We start from the raw sequence: 15,117 nt of genomic DNA, 5'->3' as shown, positions 1-15,117 counted from the left end.
ACGGAGGAGGTTAGTAGATGCCGGCGAACAGGTCCTTCTCGAGGGTGTGGGGCTCGCCGAGCCCGCCCGCCTCGATCGGCGCGCTCGGCGCGCTCTCGCCCCTGACGCCGCTGCGCAGGATGAAGTGCTCCACGCCGAACGCCTCCTGCCCGATGTTGTTGGACAGCGCGAACCAGGGCGCCTCGACCATGATCTGGGTCGCGTGGGCGCGCAACGCGTCCAGCTTGTTGACCAGGTACGGCCTGGCGTCCACCTCGGTCGTGATCTCGCCGTCCCGGCAGCCGAACGGCACGTCCTCGACGTTCTCCGCGACGAAGGGGAGTTCCTCCGACTTGTCGATCTCCTCGGCGGTCCTGAGCATGACGGACTTGGCGACGGCCGTGTAGTAGAACTTGGCGGCCCGCCACGGCTCGCCTTCGCCGAACCCGGGGTCGGCGGCCAGCTCGAACGCCTTCCACGCCACCCTGTGGGCCTGGATGTGGTCGGGGTGGCCGTAGAAGCCGTTCGCGTCGTAGGTGACGATGACCTGGGGCCGGATCTCTCGAATGATCTTCACCAGCTCTCCGGCGGCCTCGTCGAGGTCGGCCTGCCAGAACGCGTTCGGCCGGTCGTTGGAGGCGGCGCCCATCATGCCGCTGTCGCGCCACCTGCCGGGACCGCCGAGGAAGCGGTGGTCGTCGACGCCCATGGCCTTGCACGCCGCGTCGAGCTCGCCGATGCGGTGGGGGCCGAGGGCGTCGTCCCTGTCGGGCGCCAGGTGGGCCAGCTCCGGCGGGATGACCTCGCCTTCCTCGCCCAGCGTGCAGGTGACGAGCGTGACGTGCGCCCCTTCGGCGGCGTACTTGGCCATGGTGGCGCCGGTCCCGATCGTCTCGTCGTCGGGGTGGGCGTGGACGAGCATCAGGCGTCGATCACTCATGACCCGAGCGTATGCCAGGCTGGTCCCGGGGCCGCGCTGGGGCGCGGGGCGTGCGTCTCACCTGGCAAGATGGGGGCTTATGAGTGAGAGCTTCCCACGTCTGCACGCACGGACCCGCCGGTTCACCCTCGGAGTGCCCAGAGGCTTCACGATCTCCCCCGACGGCGCCCGCGTCCTGTTCCTGCGCACGCAGTCCGGCACCGACCCGGTGACCTGCCTGTGGGAGCTCGACACCGCCACCCACGTCGAACGCCTCCTGCTCGACCCCCGCATCGACGCCGACGAGGAGAACCTCCCGCCGGAGGAGCGCGCCCGCCGCGAGCGCAGCAGGGAGCAGGCGGGCGGCGTGGTCGCCTATGCCACCGACTCCGCCGTCACGACCGCCGCGTTCGCGCTGTCCGGCGGCCTGTACGTCACCGACGTGGCCTCGGGCGCCACCCGCCGGTTGGAGACGCCCGGCGCGGTCATCGACCCGCGCCTGTCCCCCGACGGGCGACATGTCGCCTACGTGACCGGGGGCAGCTTCCACGTCCAGAACCTCGCCACCGGCGAGGACCACACCCTGGCCACCCCCGAGACCGACACCGTCACCTACGGCCTGGCCGAGTTCATCGCCGCCGAGGAGATGGACCGCTACCGCGGCTACTGGTGGTCGCCCGACAGCGACGCGCTGCTGGTCGAGCGGGTCGACGAGGCGCCCGTCCAGACCTGGTACATCGCCGACCCCGCCAACCCCGACTCGCCCGCCGTACCCCAGAGGTATCCCTCAGCGGGCACGCCCAACGCGAGCACCGAGCTCCACGTCATCCGGCTGGACGGCTCGCGGGTCGCGGTGCCGTACGAGCACGAGTACCTCACCACCGCCGCGTGGGACGCCCACGCGCTGTCGATCGTGACGATGTCCCGCGACCAGAAGACGCTGCGGCTGTTCACCGTCGACCCCGCGACCGGCGCCTCCACGCTGGTGCGCGAGGACACCGACCAGGCCTGGGTCGAGATCGTGACCGGCGTTCCCTGCCACCTCGATGACGGCTCGCTGGTCTGGGTGGCCGACGACGAGGGCGGCCGGAGGCTGTTCGTCGGCGACCGCGCCATCACACCGCCCACCCTGCAGGTGCGCGACGTGCTCGACATCGACCGCGACACCGTGCTGTTCAGGGCGAGCGGCGACCCGACCGAGATCCAGCTCTGGACGTGGGACGGCCACTCCCTCATGCCGGTCTCCACCGCCTCCGGCGTCTACTCAGGGCGGCTGTCCGGCGGCGTCGGCGTGCTGACCGAGCAGTCGCTGGAGAACGAGGGCGTCTCCACCACCGTCGTCCTGCCCAGCGGCATGACCATCCCGATCCCCTCGCTGGCCGAGCGCCCGGGGCTCGACCTGCGCGTCCACCTCGGCCGCGCGGGCGCCCGCGAGCTGTCGACCGCCGTCATCTTCCCCTCGTGGCACCAGCCGGGCTCGCGCAAGCTGCCCGTTCTCCTCGATCCGTACGGCGGGCCGCACGCCCAGCGCGTCCTGGCCACCCAGGGCATGTTCCTCACCAGCCAGTGGTTCGCCGAGCAGGGCTTCGCCGTCGTCGTCATCGACGGCCGCGGCACGCCAGGCCGCGGCCCCGCCTTCGAGCGCGCGATCGTCAACGACCTGGCCACGCCCATCCTCGACGACCAGATCGACGCGCTGCAGGGCGTCGCCCAGCAGTACCCCGACGACCTCGACCTGTCCAAGGTCGCCATCCGCGGCTGGTCGTTCGGCGGCTACCTGTCGGCGCTCGCCGTTCTTCGCCGCCCCGACGTCTTCCACGCGGCCATCGCGGGCGCGCCGGTGACCGACTGGCGGCTGTACGACACCTGCTACACCGAGCGCTACCTCGGCGACCCCGCCTCTCAGCCGGAGGTCTACGACCAGTCGTCGCTGTTCGGTGACGCCGCCAAGCTGGACCGCCCGCTCCTGCTGATCCACGGCCTGGCCGACGACAACGTGGTGGCCGCCCACACGCTCCGCCTGTCGTCGGCGCTGCTGTCGGCAGGGCGCCCGCACACGGTGCTGCCGCTGTCGGGCGTCACCCACATGACGCCGCAGGAGGTCGTCGCGGAGAACCTCCTGCTGCTCCAGGTCGACTTCCTCAAGAAGTCGCTGGGCCTGTAAGACGCTCGACCCCACGCGCGAAAAGCAAGGCCTTCACCAAAGGCGCGCTTCGCGCGTGGGGTTCAGCCATTCCCCCAGTCGGGCCACCGGCCCGACCCCTTGAGGCCCTCGCTACGCTCGGACGCCCTTCTCAGCCCCACCCCTGACGCACCTGGGTGGTTGGACACCTGGACCCCGCCCAGCCTCGCTCCGCCCCTTAGGCAGCGCCGACGGAAAGATTCGCCTACACCGCTGGTAGTACCGTAGGCACAATCAACAGTATGAAGTTGACTGTGAGCCTCCCCGAAGAGGACGTTGCGTGTCTCGACGAATATGCCGAGGAGATTGGCGCAAAGTCCCGCTCGGCAGCGCTTCACGCGGCGATCGCCTTCCTGAGAGCCGCCAAGCTCGAAGTGTCCTACGCCATCGCGTTCGGCGAATGGGACCAGAGCGAGGATTCAGAGCTTTGGGACTCCACCGTTGGGGATGGAGTCGGCAGTGCGTCGCGGTGACATCCACTGGGTCGATCTCGAACCGATCAAGGGACCGAAGCCAGCAAGACCAGACCAGCCGTCATCGTCAGCAACGACGCTGCCAACAGGGCCGTAGAGGCGGTCGAAGGCGCCGCTAGTAGTCCTCCAGCACCGCTCTGACGCTCCCCTCGCCCTCCGAGACCTCCTGACCCACCCCGAGCCCCGTGAGCCGCTGCGCCAGCGCCAGCGCGCGATGCACGCCCGTGTCCGCCCCGTCCTTCCCATCGGCGTCGAGCAGCCCGAGCTCCGTCATCAGCCCAGCGAACCGCTCGGGATCGCCGCCCTTCCGCGAGTCGGCCGGGAACTGCGGGTCGAACGACAGCAGCTCCACCCCGTCCTCCCAGTACCCGAACTCCTGGTCGTGGTTGACGTTGCGGAAGACCGCCGCCGTGATCGTCCCCGCCGACAGCTCCCGCTGCACGTCGTCGAGCGTGCCCGCGAACCCGTTGTCCTCAACCAGCAGTGTGCCGCCCGCGACCGGCGTGGCGGTGACGGCGCCCTCGTCGACCTCCTCCCACTCCTCCTCGTCGCACACCTGCGCGCCCATCCGCCGCAACGCCTCCTCGGGCGTCAGGTCACGCATGAAGGTGAAGCAGAAGTCGCCACTGTTGAACCAGTCGAACACCGGGATCTCCTCAGCCGGGGGGAAGGACGATCGCATCCTGTCAAAGACCACCGACAGTTCAGGACCCCTCGTAGAGCTCGTGGAGTCCGACCAGTCGCACGTCGGCGCGCCCCCGGGCCACCTCCTCCAGCTGCGGCGTGAACCCCGCCGCGCTGAACAGCAAGAGCCTCGTCTCGGGCGTGGCTCGCTCGTCCCTCGCCAGCAGCAATCCTCGAGCACGTTCCAGGCGATCGAGGTGTGCTCGCCCGACCACGTCCCCGCTCTTCGCCTCACCGATCGCGGCGATCCGCTCTCGTCCGTCGTCGGCGCGAGCGAACGCCACCACGTCGAGCTCGTGCCCCGCCCTGTTGGCAGGATCGGGCAGCACTCCCGACGCGACCCTCGCGGGCCTTCCGCCGACCGTCTCAGGGTCGGCATGCCAGCGGGTCCAGAGGCGGGCGAGGTGCTCGACGTGCGGCCCCAGCACCTTGCTGCGGAAGGCCGCCTGCGATCGGTCCCATACCTGCGCGGCCAGCCCCGGCCGTTCCAGATCGGTCCACTCCGGCCTCATGATCGCGTGATAGAAGCTCAGGATCGGTTCGGTGATGCGGTAGGCCGACCGTTTGCCGTGGAAGGCGTCTGGTTCCCTGCAGATCATGCCGATGTCTTCGAGCACGGTGAGTGCGTGTCCGAGATCCGTCGACTTCCTTTCGAGATAGTTGGCGACCCCTCCCCTCGTGTGATTGCCCCCGGCGATCGCCGACAGAACGCCATGGAAAAGCGCGGTGTCGCGTAGGTCCGGCTCTTCAGCGAGGAGGAACCTGCCCTCTCGGAACAGCGGACGTCCGGGGTTGAGGACATTGCGGATCACCCACGGACCGAAATCCTCCCGATCCCTGGGCACGTCCCCCAGCGTGAATTCGCGTCGATAAGCAGGCGTTCCGCCGACCACGGCGTGGACGCGCAGTGCCAGGGCCGGGTCGTCGATCTCCCAGAATCGTTTGGCCATCCGGTAGTCAAGAGTCGGCACCACCAGCTCCAAGCTGGCCCTGCCACGGAGAGGCGCGGTTCCCGCCAGGAGCGATCCCATGAAGGAGAGCGCCGACCCGCACAGCAACAGGCGCACCGGCGATCCCTCACGCTGCCCCTGGGGGCCGAGCGCTCGCTGGATGAGCGAGGGCAGCTCGGGTGATGCCTTCGCCAGGTAGGGGAACTCGTCGATCACGACGGGCACGGGGCTGTCACGGGCGATGCCCATGAGCGCCGAGACTGCCTCATCCCATCCGGCGAAGCGACGCGGCACCGGCTCGCCGAGGTGGTGGGCGAGGGCCGCGCCGAACTGTCGCAGCGACTCGGCCCGCGTCGCCTCTGTGGCCGCGAAGTAGAACCCGCCCGCCGCCCGGCAGACCGCGTCCAGCAGGAACGTCTTGCCTTGGCGCCGTCGCCCCGACACCACACCAAGTGTCGCCTCACGACCCGCATAGGCGACGAAGCGGGCGAGCTCGGACCACTCGTAGTCCCGGTCGAAGATCTCAGGCGGCTTGTCCATGCCTCAATGATAAGCCCACCTATTATAGATATGCTTATTATAGTCCAAGGTCGGCGTCGTGGACGAGGATGGCGGCCTGGACCCTGTTGGCGAGGCCGAGTTTGGCCAGCACCCTGCTGACGTGGGCCTTCACCGTCGCCTCCGTCAGGTGGAGTTCGCGTCCGACCTCGGCGTTCGACAGCCCCCTGGCCAGGGCCCTGATCACGTCTTCCTCCCGCCCTGTCAGCGAGGCCAGCCGCCGTCTGGCCGTCTCCGCTCGAGACGGAGCCCGGTCGACGAACGCCGAGATCAGGCGCTTGGTGACCGACGGCGACAGCATGGCCTGGCCTCCCGCCACGGTCCGTACGGCTGCGGCCAGCTCGCGTGGCGGCGTGTCCTTCAGCAGGAATCCGACGGCCCCCAGGCGGAGGGCCTCGTGGACGTACTCGTCCAGGTCGAACGTGGTCAGCATGATCAACCTGGGCGGGTCGGGCGCGCCGAGAACGCGAGCGGCGGCGGAAAGGCCGTCGGTGCCCGGCATGCGTACATCCATCAGCACGACCTCGGGCCGCAGCCGCGCCACCGCCGAGATCGCCTCGGCGCCGTCCTTCGCCTCGCCCACGACCACGATGTCGCCCGCCGCCTCCAGGATGAGCCGCAGGCCCGACCGGACGAGAGCCTCGTCGTCGACGATGAGAACGCGGATCATGCGGGAATCCTGGCACGCAACTCGAAGCCGCCGTCCGGACGGGGCGCGGCGTCGAGGGTGCCGCCGACGAGTTCGACCCGTTCGCGCAGCCCGACGAGGCCCCAGCCGGATTCGGGGAGCCGGGCGGCGTGCCGTACGGGAGGCTGGTTGGAGACCACCACCTCCAGCGCGGACGGCAGGAAGCGGATGGCGACGTCGGCGCTGGTCTCGCCCGCGTGCTTGTGAACGTTGGCGAGCGCCTCCTGCACCACGCGGTAGGCGGTGCGCTCGGCCGTGAGGGCGACGGCGCGGGTCTCGCCCTCGTCGCGCCTGGTCAGGGTGATACCCAGGGACCGCGATCGGTCGAGGAGCTCGTCGAGGTGAGCCAGGGTGGGCTGGGGCGCGCGGGGCCCGGCCTGCGCGGGTGAGCGCAGGACGCCGAGCACGTCGCGGAGGTTGGCCAGGGCCTCCCTGCCGAGTCCGCCGATGAGGGCAGCCGCCTCGGCCGTGCGCTGGTCGGGGGTGCCGACTTCGAGCGCGCCCGCGTGCATGACCATGAGCGTGACCCGGTGGGCGACGACGTCGTGCATCTCGCGGGCGATGCGGGCGCGCTCCTGGGCGCGGGCCTGCTCGGCGCGCATGACCTGCTCGCGTTCGAGGCGGTCGGCGCGCTCCCTGGCGGCGGCGAGCACGTCGCGTCTGGCCCTGATCCACAGGCCGAACACCAGCGGCAGCCCGATCACCGCCGCGCCCATGAGCACGGCGTTGGCGTACGTGCCGGTCAGCACCTCACGCGCGCCGCCGAGCAGTACCCCGACCCCCGCGGACAGGCCGACCACGGCGACCGCCGCTCCCGCGTAGGCGGCGATGCCGCGCCGATCGCGCAGCGTCAGGCCCGCGAGGTAGGAGGCGACGAGCAGCGGCGGCCACATCGCCAACGAAACGTACGCGACAGCGCCCACGGCGGCCAGCGGCCACCACGCGCGCCGCGCGTACCGGGCCGCCACGCCCGCGACGGCGGCGACCAGCGTCGTCACCGGCCACGGCAGGTCGGACGGCACCCCCATCTGGCCGTTGACGACGGCCAGGGAGATCAGGAACACCGCGACGCCGAGCAACATTCTCCGAGCGTACGGCGCGGCGAACCGGACATGTTACGACGAAAGTCGTAAGCGGCGATCGACGATCGGGTCGGGTCTTTTCCCGCGACCGCGACCAGAGTGGCCCGAGTGAAGAACACACTCGTTGTCGCAGCTCTGTCAACGGTCCTGCTCGCGAGCGGCGCCGCCCCCGCCATGGCCGACGCGGCCGGACCGGCCGCCGCCCGGACCGAGGCCGCCGCCCGGACCGAGGCCGCCAAGCCCGCCCTCCCCGAACCGACCGGGGACCGGCCCGTCGGCACGACCGCCCTGCACCTGGTCGACACCTCCCGCCCCGATCCGTGGAACCCCGAGGCCGACCAGCGGGAGCTGATGGTCTCGCTCTGGTACCCGGCCACGAAACCCGGGGGCAGGCGCGCGCCGTACATGACGAAGGAGGAGTCGGCGGCCGTCCTGAAGAATTTCGACGTGCCGCCCGGCGCGCTGGTGAAGACCAGGACGTACGCCCGCCTGAGCGCACTGCCCAAGGGCAGGCGGCTCCCGCTGGTGCTGATGTCGCCGGGCTTCTCCTTCCCGAGGGCCACGCTGACCTCACTGGCCGAGGATCTGGCGAGCAGGGGTTACCTGGTGGCGGCCGTCGAGCACACCTACGAGTCGGTCGCCACGACCTTCCCCGACGGCAGGACCACCTCCTGCCTGGCGTGCGTGAAGGGGCAGGACGGCGCGAAGGTCTCCAGCGTCAGGGTCGCCGACCTGCGGTTCGTCCTCGACGAACTGGCCGGACGCGGGCTCGTCGACAGGTCGAGGATCGCCGCGGTCGGCCACTCGATGGGCGGCAACAGCCTCGTCCACTCGCTGCTGACCGACGCCAGGGTGAAGGCGGCGGTGAACCTCGACGGCACGTTCCAGCCGGTCGTGACCAAACTGGACAAGCCGGTGCTGATGGTCGGTACCGCCGAGCACGCACCCGAAGGCCGCGACACCACCTGGAAGCGGTCGTGGGCCAACCTCAAGGGCTGGAAGCGGTGGATCACCGTGACGGGCGCCGACCACGCGGCCTTCGTCGACTACGCGGTGCTCAGGCCGCAGCTGGGCATTCCGGGGAGCACGATCGGGGGCGAGAGAGCGCTGCAGATCACCCGCTCCTACGTCGCCGCGTTCGTCGACAAGCACCTGAAGGGCAAGGACGGGCCGTTGTTCGACGGCCCGTCCAAGTCCTATCCGGAGGTGCGCTTCTGGAAGTGATCAGCGCGGGGTCGGGGCGGGCGCGCCGTGCCAGCTGGCCCACAGGGCCGCGTACGAGCCACCCTCGGCGACCAGCTCGTCGTGCGATCCCAGCTCGCTGATGCGTCCGTCCTCCACCACGGCGACCCGGTCGGCGTCGTGCGCGGTGTAGAGCCGGTGCGCGATCGCGATGACCGTGCGCCCGTCGAGGACGGCCGCCAGCGACCGTTCCAGGTTGCGCGCGGCCCGCGGGTCGATCAGCGACGTGGCCTCGTCCAGCACCAGCGTGTGCGGGTCGGCCAGCACCAGCCTGGCCAGCGCGAGCTGCTGGGCGTGCGCGGGCGAGATCGTCGTGCTGCCGGAGCCGACCATCGTGTCGAGCCCGTCGGGCAGCGACTCGACCCACTCCGTCGCGTCGACCGCCCGCAGCGCGCCCAGCACCTCGTCGGAGGACGCCGAGGGCCTGGCGATCAGCAGGTTGTCGCGCAGCGTGCCGCGGAAGACGTGGTGCTCCTGGGTCACCAGCGCGACGTGCCCGCGCAGGTCGTCGAGCGGCAGGTCGACCAGCGGCACGCCGCCGACCGTGACCTCGCCGGTGCGCGGGCCGTGGATGCCCGCCAGCAGCCTGCCGAGCGTCGACTTGCCCGCGCCGGAGGGGCCGACCATGGCCAGCCGCTCGCCGGGCCGCAGCGTCAGCGAGACGCCGTGCAGGACGTCGTGGCCCTCGCGGTAGGCGTACCTGACGTCGGTGGCCACCAGGTCCTCGCCGCGCGGGGCGTCGGCCCCCGCCGTACGGTCGTCCGGCACGTTGGCCACGCCCAGCAGGCGCGCCATCGCGGCCCCGCCGACCTGCAGCTCGTCGATCCACATCAGGAACCGGTCGAGCGGGTCGATGAGCTGCTGCGCGTACAGCACGGCCGAGGTGACCTGGGCGATCGTCACCCAGTCGTTGATGTAGAACATGCCGCCGACCAGCAGCGCGGCGACCACGGGGATGATGTAGCCGAGCTCGACGGCGGGGAACCACACCGTGCGCAGGCCGAGCGTGTATCGCTCGGCCTGCCACGAGCGCGTGATGTCGCCGTCGGTGCGGGCGTGGCGCCGCTCCTGCAGGCCGAGCGCCTCGATCGTGCGGGCGCCCTCGACCGTCTCGGCCAGGCCCTCGGTCATGTCCGCGTAGGCCGCGTTCTCGCGCAGGTACCCGTCGCGCGCCCGGTTGAGGTACCACCGGGTGGAGATCCAGATGATCGGTACGGCCAGCAGCATCGGCGCCATGAGCAGCGGGCTGACCAGCAGCATCGCCCCGATGGTGATGATCCCGGTGACGAGCGCGATGAGCGTCTCCGGCACCGCGTGACGCACGGTCCGCGACAGCGAGTCGACGTCGCGGGAGGTCCGGGTGATCAGGTCGCCGGAGCCGGCCCGCTCGACCGTGGACAGCGGAAGCGCCAGCACCCGTTCGACGAACTCCTCCCTGAGCTCGGCGAGCACCTTCTCGCCGAGCCTGGAGGAGGCCAGGACCGCGAAGCGGATCAGCACCGCCTGAAGCGCCAGGAACGTTCCGATGCCGACGGCCACCAGCGTGCCGTTGACGTCGGCGCCCTGCTGGACGTCCTCCACCAGCCGGCCGAGCTGCCACGGCACGGCCAGCCCCGCCACGGCGGACAAGGCGTGCAGCGCGAGGGCGAAGGTCAGCTCACGCGGGTATTTCAGGGTCAGCCGCCTGGCGTAGGCACGCACCTGCGCCTGGTCGGCGACGGGCAGAATCTCCCGAGCCATGTCAGTCCTCCCCTCTCGTCACGGTGGCCGCGTAGGCGGGCTCGGTGGCCAGCAGCTCGCGGTGGGCGCCCTCGGCGACCACCCTGCCGCTCTCCACGTAGATCACGTGCTCGGTGCGGTCGAGCACCAGCGGGCTGGTCGTGCAGACCAGCGTCGTCCTGCCGGCACGCGCCTTGGCCAGCCGGTCGGCGATGCGCGCCTCGCTGTGCGCGTCGACCGCGCTGGTCGGCTCGACCAGGATGAGCACCTCGGGGTCGGTGACCAGCGCCCTGGCCAGGCGCAGGCGCTGCTGCTGACCGCCGGAGAACTCCCTGCCCGCCTCGGCCACGTGGCCGTCGAGGCCGTCGGGCAGCGCCTGCACGATGTCCTCGGCGCACGCGGCGTGCAACGCCCGCTCGATGGCCTCGGGCGTGGCGTCGCCGCGAACGTCGAGCTCGTCGCGGAGCCTGCCCGCGAACAGCCTGGCGTTGTTGTCGGCGACCAGCACCCTGGATCTGACCTCGCGCAGCGGGAGCGATCCAAGATCGGCGCCGCCGAAGGAGACCTCGCCATCGGTGTAGCGGCCGAGGCGGTCGGCGATCTCGATGGCGTCCTCGGGCGTGCCTGCCGCGATGGCGGTCAGCGTGCCGGGCTGGACGGTGACACCGCTCTTGACGTCGTGCAGCAGGCCGCCCTGCGAGGACTCCTCGCCCCCGGACACCTCAGGCTCGATCGCCAGGATCCTGACGACCCTGCGGGCCGCGACGTGGCCCTTGGTGAGCTTGTCGGCGGCCTCGGTGAGCGTGCGCATCGGGCCGATCAGGAAGACCGCGTAAACGTAGAACTCGACGAGCTGGCCGGTCCTGATCTGCCCGCCGATGGCGAAGGAGGCGCCGATGCCGGTGACGATCGCGATCAGCACGCCGGGCAGCAGGATCTGCGCGCCCTCCAGCATCGACTCGACGCGCGCCACGCGCACGCCCGCGTGCCGTACCCGCTGGGACTCTTCGCGGTAGCGCTCGGCGAAGACCTGCTCGCCACCGATGCCGCGCAGCACGCGCAGCCCGGAGACGATGTCGGCGGCCCTGGTGGACAGCTCGCCCTGCAGCTCCCTGTGCGCCTGTTGCCGCTTGTGCAGCGGTTTGAGCAGCGGGCCGACGGCGACGGCCATCAGCGGCACGCCGATGAGCACGATCAGCCCGAGCTCCAGCGAGGTCGAAATCATGATCACGGTGACCGTGATGATCGCAACGACCGAGCCGGTGCCGCGCAGCAGGATGTCCATCGAGTTGCCGATGTGGGCGATGTCGGAGTTGCCGACGCTCACCACCTCACCGGTGGACAGCCGTTTGGGCAGCGTGGCGCCCAGCCTGGTCGCCTGCCTGGTGGTCACCTGGACGGTGCGGTAGGCGGCGGCCAGCCAGTTGTAGACGGCGAGCCGGTGGCGCATGATGCCCGCGTAGGCCTGCACGAGCCCCAGCCCGAACAGCACGGCCGACCAGGTCGCCAGCGCGCTGGAGTCCTTCCCCTCGACCGCGTCGATGCCCCTGCCGAGTACGTGCGGCATGAGCGCCTGGGCGAACCACCACAGGGTGGCGAAGCCGATGCCCATGGCGAGGGCGCCCGCCTGGTTGCGCGCCGTCCAGAGGAGGTAGCGCATGGGCGTGCGAAAGTCAGGGGTGCCAGGATCGGCATGGGGTAGGGAGCGCATAGCTCGTCAAGATTGACAAAGTCGCGGTCGTCGCGGCAAACCATTTTCGGCTCCCACCTGCCACAGCGGTCACGTCGGCACCCCTTCTGTCAGGAGGCGGGGACCTTGTCGAGGAACCCGTGGACCTGGGTGATGCGCCCGTCCTCACCCAGCACCGCCACGTCGAAGCCGACGACGACGGGCTCGCCCACGCCGGCCGGGCCCGCGTTCCAGGTGAAGCGCACCAGGTTGTGGTGCCCGTCCACCGGCCCGCCTGAGGTGAAGACGAAGCCGGGGAAGATGTCCTGCGCCCCGCCGATCACCGCGCTGATCGCCTCGTGGCCCGTCACCGCGGCCAGCGGGTCGGTGTAGCCGCCGTCCTCGGCCCAGAGGTCCGCGACGAGCTTGGCGCGGGCGTCGGCGTCGGTCTCGTTCCAGGCCGCCAGGTAGCGTTCGACGACCCCGTGGTAGTCGGTCATGAAATATCCCCTTTTGGGCTAGTTTCTTGGTACGCACCAAGCATCCCGGGACGCCCGGGACGGTTGTAGTGCGCGGCGCGCGGGATCGGACTGCGGTCCGTGGGGGAAAGGACGTGCGGAATGCACCTGCCGCGCGTGATCGTGGCCGCCTGGCTGATCACCTACTGGGTCGTCATGATGACCAAGAACCTGTCCATCGCCCCGACCCTGTCCCACGCCCTGGCGGTGGGGCCGCTACTGGCGCTCCAGATCGTCATCGTCACGGTGGTGGCCAGGGCGGCGCGCGGGGGCTGGTGGTACGTGGCGGCGCAGGTGGCGCTCACCTACGGACCGCTGGCGTTCCTGTCGGGCGTGTGGCACGTGGGCAGCGGCTTCATCATCGCGACCCTCCTGCTCGCCGTCCGCCACTGGATCCGCTGGCCGCTGTCGGTCGTGGCCGGCGTCGTCGCCGCTGCGGTCCACGCGTCGTTGTGGCCGGTCTCCACCGTGGGCGAGATGGCATGGCCGTTCGTCGCCGCCGTCAACGCGGGGCTCGCCTGCTTCATCCTCGTGCACATGTCGAGGCTGACCGGCCGGCTGGACGCCACCCGCGACGAGCTGTCGCGGGAGACGCTGGCCCAGGAACGGCTGCGCGCCGCCGTACGGCTGCGCGGCGCGCTCGGCGACCACCTGTCCGCGATCACGGCCGCGCTGGAACGGGCCAGGGATCACGAGCATGAGGCCGCCCAGGAGATCCGTCACGCCGCCGGCCTCGCCCGCGCCACGCTCGGCAAGGTGCGCGAGGTGGCCGTGGACCACCGCGACACGTCCGTGCCCGCCCGTGAGCCGACGCGGCCCCTGCCGATGTACGGCGCGCTGGTGGTCACGCTGACCCTGCACGTCTGGCAGACACAGGCCAACATCGGCCTGCACAGGGTCGGCTACCTGCCCCTCCTCCTGGCCGTCGCCTTCCTGCAGTTCGGCGTTGTGCTGTGGCCACGCCATGTCCGATGGCTGCTGCCGCTCCAGGCCGCGCTGTGTCTGGCGCCCATGTCCTTCCTGGGCTGGGAGTGGAGCGCGATGGCCGGTTTCGTCGGCGTCTCCATCCTGCTCAAGGTCAGAGCGCCGTGGTCGTTCGTACTGGCGGGGCTGGTCATGGTGGCTGTCGGCACGGTGCACATCCCCGCCGAAGCGGTGGGCGCGTACGACACCCTCGTCGTGCGGATCTACTGGATCGCGGCCAACCTGTCCATGACCATCAACCTCTACGGCGCCGCGAAGCTGGCCGACCTCGCCGCCGACCTGCACGACAGCAGGGAGCGGCTGGTCAGGATGACCGTGCTGACGGAGCGGCTGCGGCTCTCGCGCGACGTGCACGACCTCACGGGTTTCGGCCTGTCGGCGATCGCGCTCAAGTGCGACGTCCTGCTGCGCAAGGGGTATGAGCGCGCCGACCTCGACGGCCTCATCGAGCTGAGCAGGCGCGTCCGCGACGAGTCGTACGCCATGGCGCGCTCCTCCAGCGACCTGTCCTTCCCCGAGGAGCTGGAGGCGGCGCGAGCCGTACTGGAGGCCGCGGGCATCGAGGTGGATCTCAGGGTGAGCGGGCACCCGCCTGCCGCGCTGGCGCCGGTGCTCAGGGAGTCGGTCACCAACCTGCTACGGCACAGCGTCGCCAGGCACGTCACGATCACCTGCACGCCCTCACGGCTGATCGTGGTCAACGACGGCGTCGGGCCCCCGGCGGACAGCGGCGGTACCAGCCTCGGGCACGGCCTGGCCAACCTGCGCGAACGCGTCGCCTCGGCGGGCGGCCACCTCGCCGCCGAGCCGGCCGGCGGCCGCTTCACGATCACCGCCGAGCTCGCCTGAGCTCAGAGCCAGCCCGCCTCGGTGGCGATGCGGACCGCGTCGACCCTGTTGCGGGCGTTCAGCTTGGTCACCGCCGAGGCGAGGTAGTTGCGCACCGTCCCCTCGGAGAGGAACAGGTCGGCGGCGATCTTCGGGGCGCCCACGCCCGAGCCGAGCAGCCGGAGGATCTCCGCCTCCCGCGGCGTGAGCGGGCTGTCCGGTGCTTGGAGCGCGGCCAGCGCCAGCCGCTGGTCCACCACCCGCCCTCCGGCCCGCACCTCACGGATCGCCGCGGCGAGCTGATCGGGAGTGGCCTCCTTGGGCAGGAACCCGCCCACCCCCGCCGCCAGGGCCCGCTTCAGGTGGGCGGGCCTGGCCAGGGCGGTGAGGATCACGACCGCGCACGAGGGCAGCCGCTCGCGCAGCATCGCCGCCGCGCTGATCCCGTCGATCCCCGGCAGGTCGAGGTCGAGCACCGCCACGTCGGGACGGTGCTCCAGCGCGGCGGGCACGATCGCCTCGCCCGACTCCACCGTGGCGACGACCTCCATGTCGGCTTCGAGCGCGAGCAGCGTCGCCAGCGCCTCCAGGAGGATCCGCTGGTCCTCGGCCAACAGCAACCGGATCATTCGCCGCCAACCC

The 15,117-nt window shown here is 71.0% G+C and carries 14 protein-coding genes; 5 read left to right on the top strand and 9 right to left on the bottom strand.

Annotated elements, in window-relative coordinates; all coding sequences use genetic code 11:
• Positions 1–10 precede the first annotated feature (10 nt).
• Positions 11–919, bottom strand: coding sequence for an N-acetyl-1-D-myo-inositol-2-amino-2-deoxy-alpha-D-glucopyranoside deacetylase (gene mshB, locus ACFXJ8_RS06410; RefSeq protein ID WP_379642774.1), 909 nt, complete (start codon positions 917–919; stop codon positions 11–13).
• A gap of 79 nt (positions 920–998) precedes the next feature.
• Between mshB and ACFXJ8_RS06405 the strand changes: the two genes are divergently transcribed.
• The 3 genes from ACFXJ8_RS06405 to ACFXJ8_RS06395 all read left to right on the top strand — a co-directional run bounded on the left by ACFXJ8_RS06405 (position 999) and on the right by ACFXJ8_RS06395 (position 3,694).
• Complete coding sequence (locus ACFXJ8_RS06405) at positions 999–3,062, top strand: DPP IV N-terminal domain-containing protein (protein WP_379642773.1); 2,064 nt, start codon at positions 999–1,001, stop codon at positions 3,060–3,062.
• A gap of 260 nt (positions 3,063–3,322) precedes the next feature.
• Positions 3,323–3,553 carry a ribbon-helix-helix domain-containing protein gene (locus ACFXJ8_RS06400; RefSeq protein WP_379642772.1) on the top strand — a complete coding sequence of 77 codons (231 nt, stop codon included), beginning with the start codon at positions 3,323–3,325 and terminating at the stop codon, positions 3,551–3,553.
• 6 nt (positions 3,554–3,559) lie between these two features.
• Positions 3,560–3,694: a type II toxin-antitoxin system PemK/MazF family toxin gene (locus ACFXJ8_RS06395; protein WP_379642931.1), complete on the top strand. Its 135-nt coding sequence runs from the start codon at positions 3,560–3,562 to the stop codon at positions 3,692–3,694.
• Here ACFXJ8_RS06395 and ACFXJ8_RS06390 read toward each other — a convergent pair.
• From ACFXJ8_RS06390 to ACFXJ8_RS06375, 4 genes are read right to left on the bottom strand one after another with little or no spacing between them, the layout of a single operon-like run.
• Positions 3,669–4,199, bottom strand: coding sequence for a DUF6461 domain-containing protein (locus ACFXJ8_RS06390; RefSeq protein WP_379642771.1), 531 nt, complete (start codon positions 4,197–4,199; stop codon positions 3,669–3,671). The genes ACFXJ8_RS06395 and ACFXJ8_RS06390 overlap by 26 nt on opposite strands.
• 58 nt (positions 4,200–4,257) lie before the next feature.
• The gene (locus tag ACFXJ8_RS06385; protein WP_379642770.1) at positions 4,258–5,727 is read right to left on the bottom strand and encodes an ATP-binding protein; all 1,470 of its coding nucleotides are present in this window, start codon (positions 5,725–5,727) and stop codon (positions 4,258–4,260) included.
• A gap of 37 nt (positions 5,728–5,764) precedes the next feature.
• A complete protein-coding gene (locus ACFXJ8_RS06380; protein ID WP_379642769.1) occupies positions 5,765–6,415 on the bottom strand; it encodes a response regulator in 651 nt (216 codons plus the stop codon).
• Complete coding sequence (locus tag ACFXJ8_RS06375) at positions 6,412–7,515, bottom strand: sensor histidine kinase (protein WP_379642768.1); 1,104 nt, start codon at positions 7,513–7,515, stop codon at positions 6,412–6,414. Before ACFXJ8_RS06375 ends, ACFXJ8_RS06380 begins: the two co-directional genes overlap by 4 nt.
• A gap of 108 nt (positions 7,516–7,623) precedes the next feature.
• Here ACFXJ8_RS06375 and ACFXJ8_RS06370 point away from each other — a divergent pair, with 108 nt between their 5' ends.
• Positions 7,624–8,739, top strand: a complete 1,116-nt coding sequence (locus tag ACFXJ8_RS06370) for an alpha/beta hydrolase family protein (protein ID WP_379642767.1) — start codon at positions 7,624–7,626, stop codon at positions 8,737–8,739.
• Here the strand turns inward: ACFXJ8_RS06370 and ACFXJ8_RS06365 are convergent, their stop codons facing one another.
• From ACFXJ8_RS06365 to ACFXJ8_RS06355, 3 genes are all read right to left on the bottom strand, one after another.
• Positions 8,740–10,497 (bottom strand): ABC transporter ATP-binding protein, encoded by a 1,758-nt coding sequence (locus ACFXJ8_RS06365; protein ID WP_379642766.1) that lies wholly within the window; start codon positions 10,495–10,497, stop codon positions 8,740–8,742.
• Position 10,498: 1 nt separating this feature from the next.
• The gene (locus ACFXJ8_RS06360) at positions 10,499–12,136 is read right to left on the bottom strand and encodes an ABC transporter ATP-binding protein (protein ID WP_379642765.1); all 1,638 of its coding nucleotides are present in this window, start codon (positions 12,134–12,136) and stop codon (positions 10,499–10,501) included.
• A 140-nt stretch (positions 12,137–12,276) separates the two neighbouring features.
• Complete coding sequence (locus tag ACFXJ8_RS06355) at positions 12,277–12,645, bottom strand: nuclear transport factor 2 family protein (RefSeq protein ID WP_379642764.1); 369 nt, start codon at positions 12,643–12,645, stop codon at positions 12,277–12,279.
• Positions 12,646–12,765: 120 nt separating this feature from the next.
• Between ACFXJ8_RS06355 and ACFXJ8_RS06350 the strand changes: the two genes are divergently transcribed.
• Complete coding sequence (locus ACFXJ8_RS06350) at positions 12,766–14,496, top strand: hypothetical protein (RefSeq protein WP_379642763.1); 1,731 nt, start codon at positions 12,766–12,768, stop codon at positions 14,494–14,496.
• A gap of 2 nt (positions 14,497–14,498) precedes the next feature.
• Here the strand turns inward: ACFXJ8_RS06350 and ACFXJ8_RS06345 are convergent, their stop codons facing one another.
• Positions 14,499–15,104 (bottom strand): DNA-binding response regulator, encoded by a 606-nt coding sequence (locus tag ACFXJ8_RS06345; RefSeq protein WP_379642762.1) that lies wholly within the window; start codon positions 15,102–15,104, stop codon positions 14,499–14,501.
• Positions 15,105–15,117: the final 13 nt, after the last annotated feature.

Origin of the sequence: Nonomuraea sp. NPDC059194, assembly GCF_042754765.1 — a bacterium.
GTDB lineage: Bacteria > Actinomycetota > Actinomycetes > Streptosporangiales > Streptosporangiaceae > Nonomuraea.
Note: the sequence above shows the minus strand (reverse complement) of the source record. Positions and strands in the feature narration are given on the sequence as shown.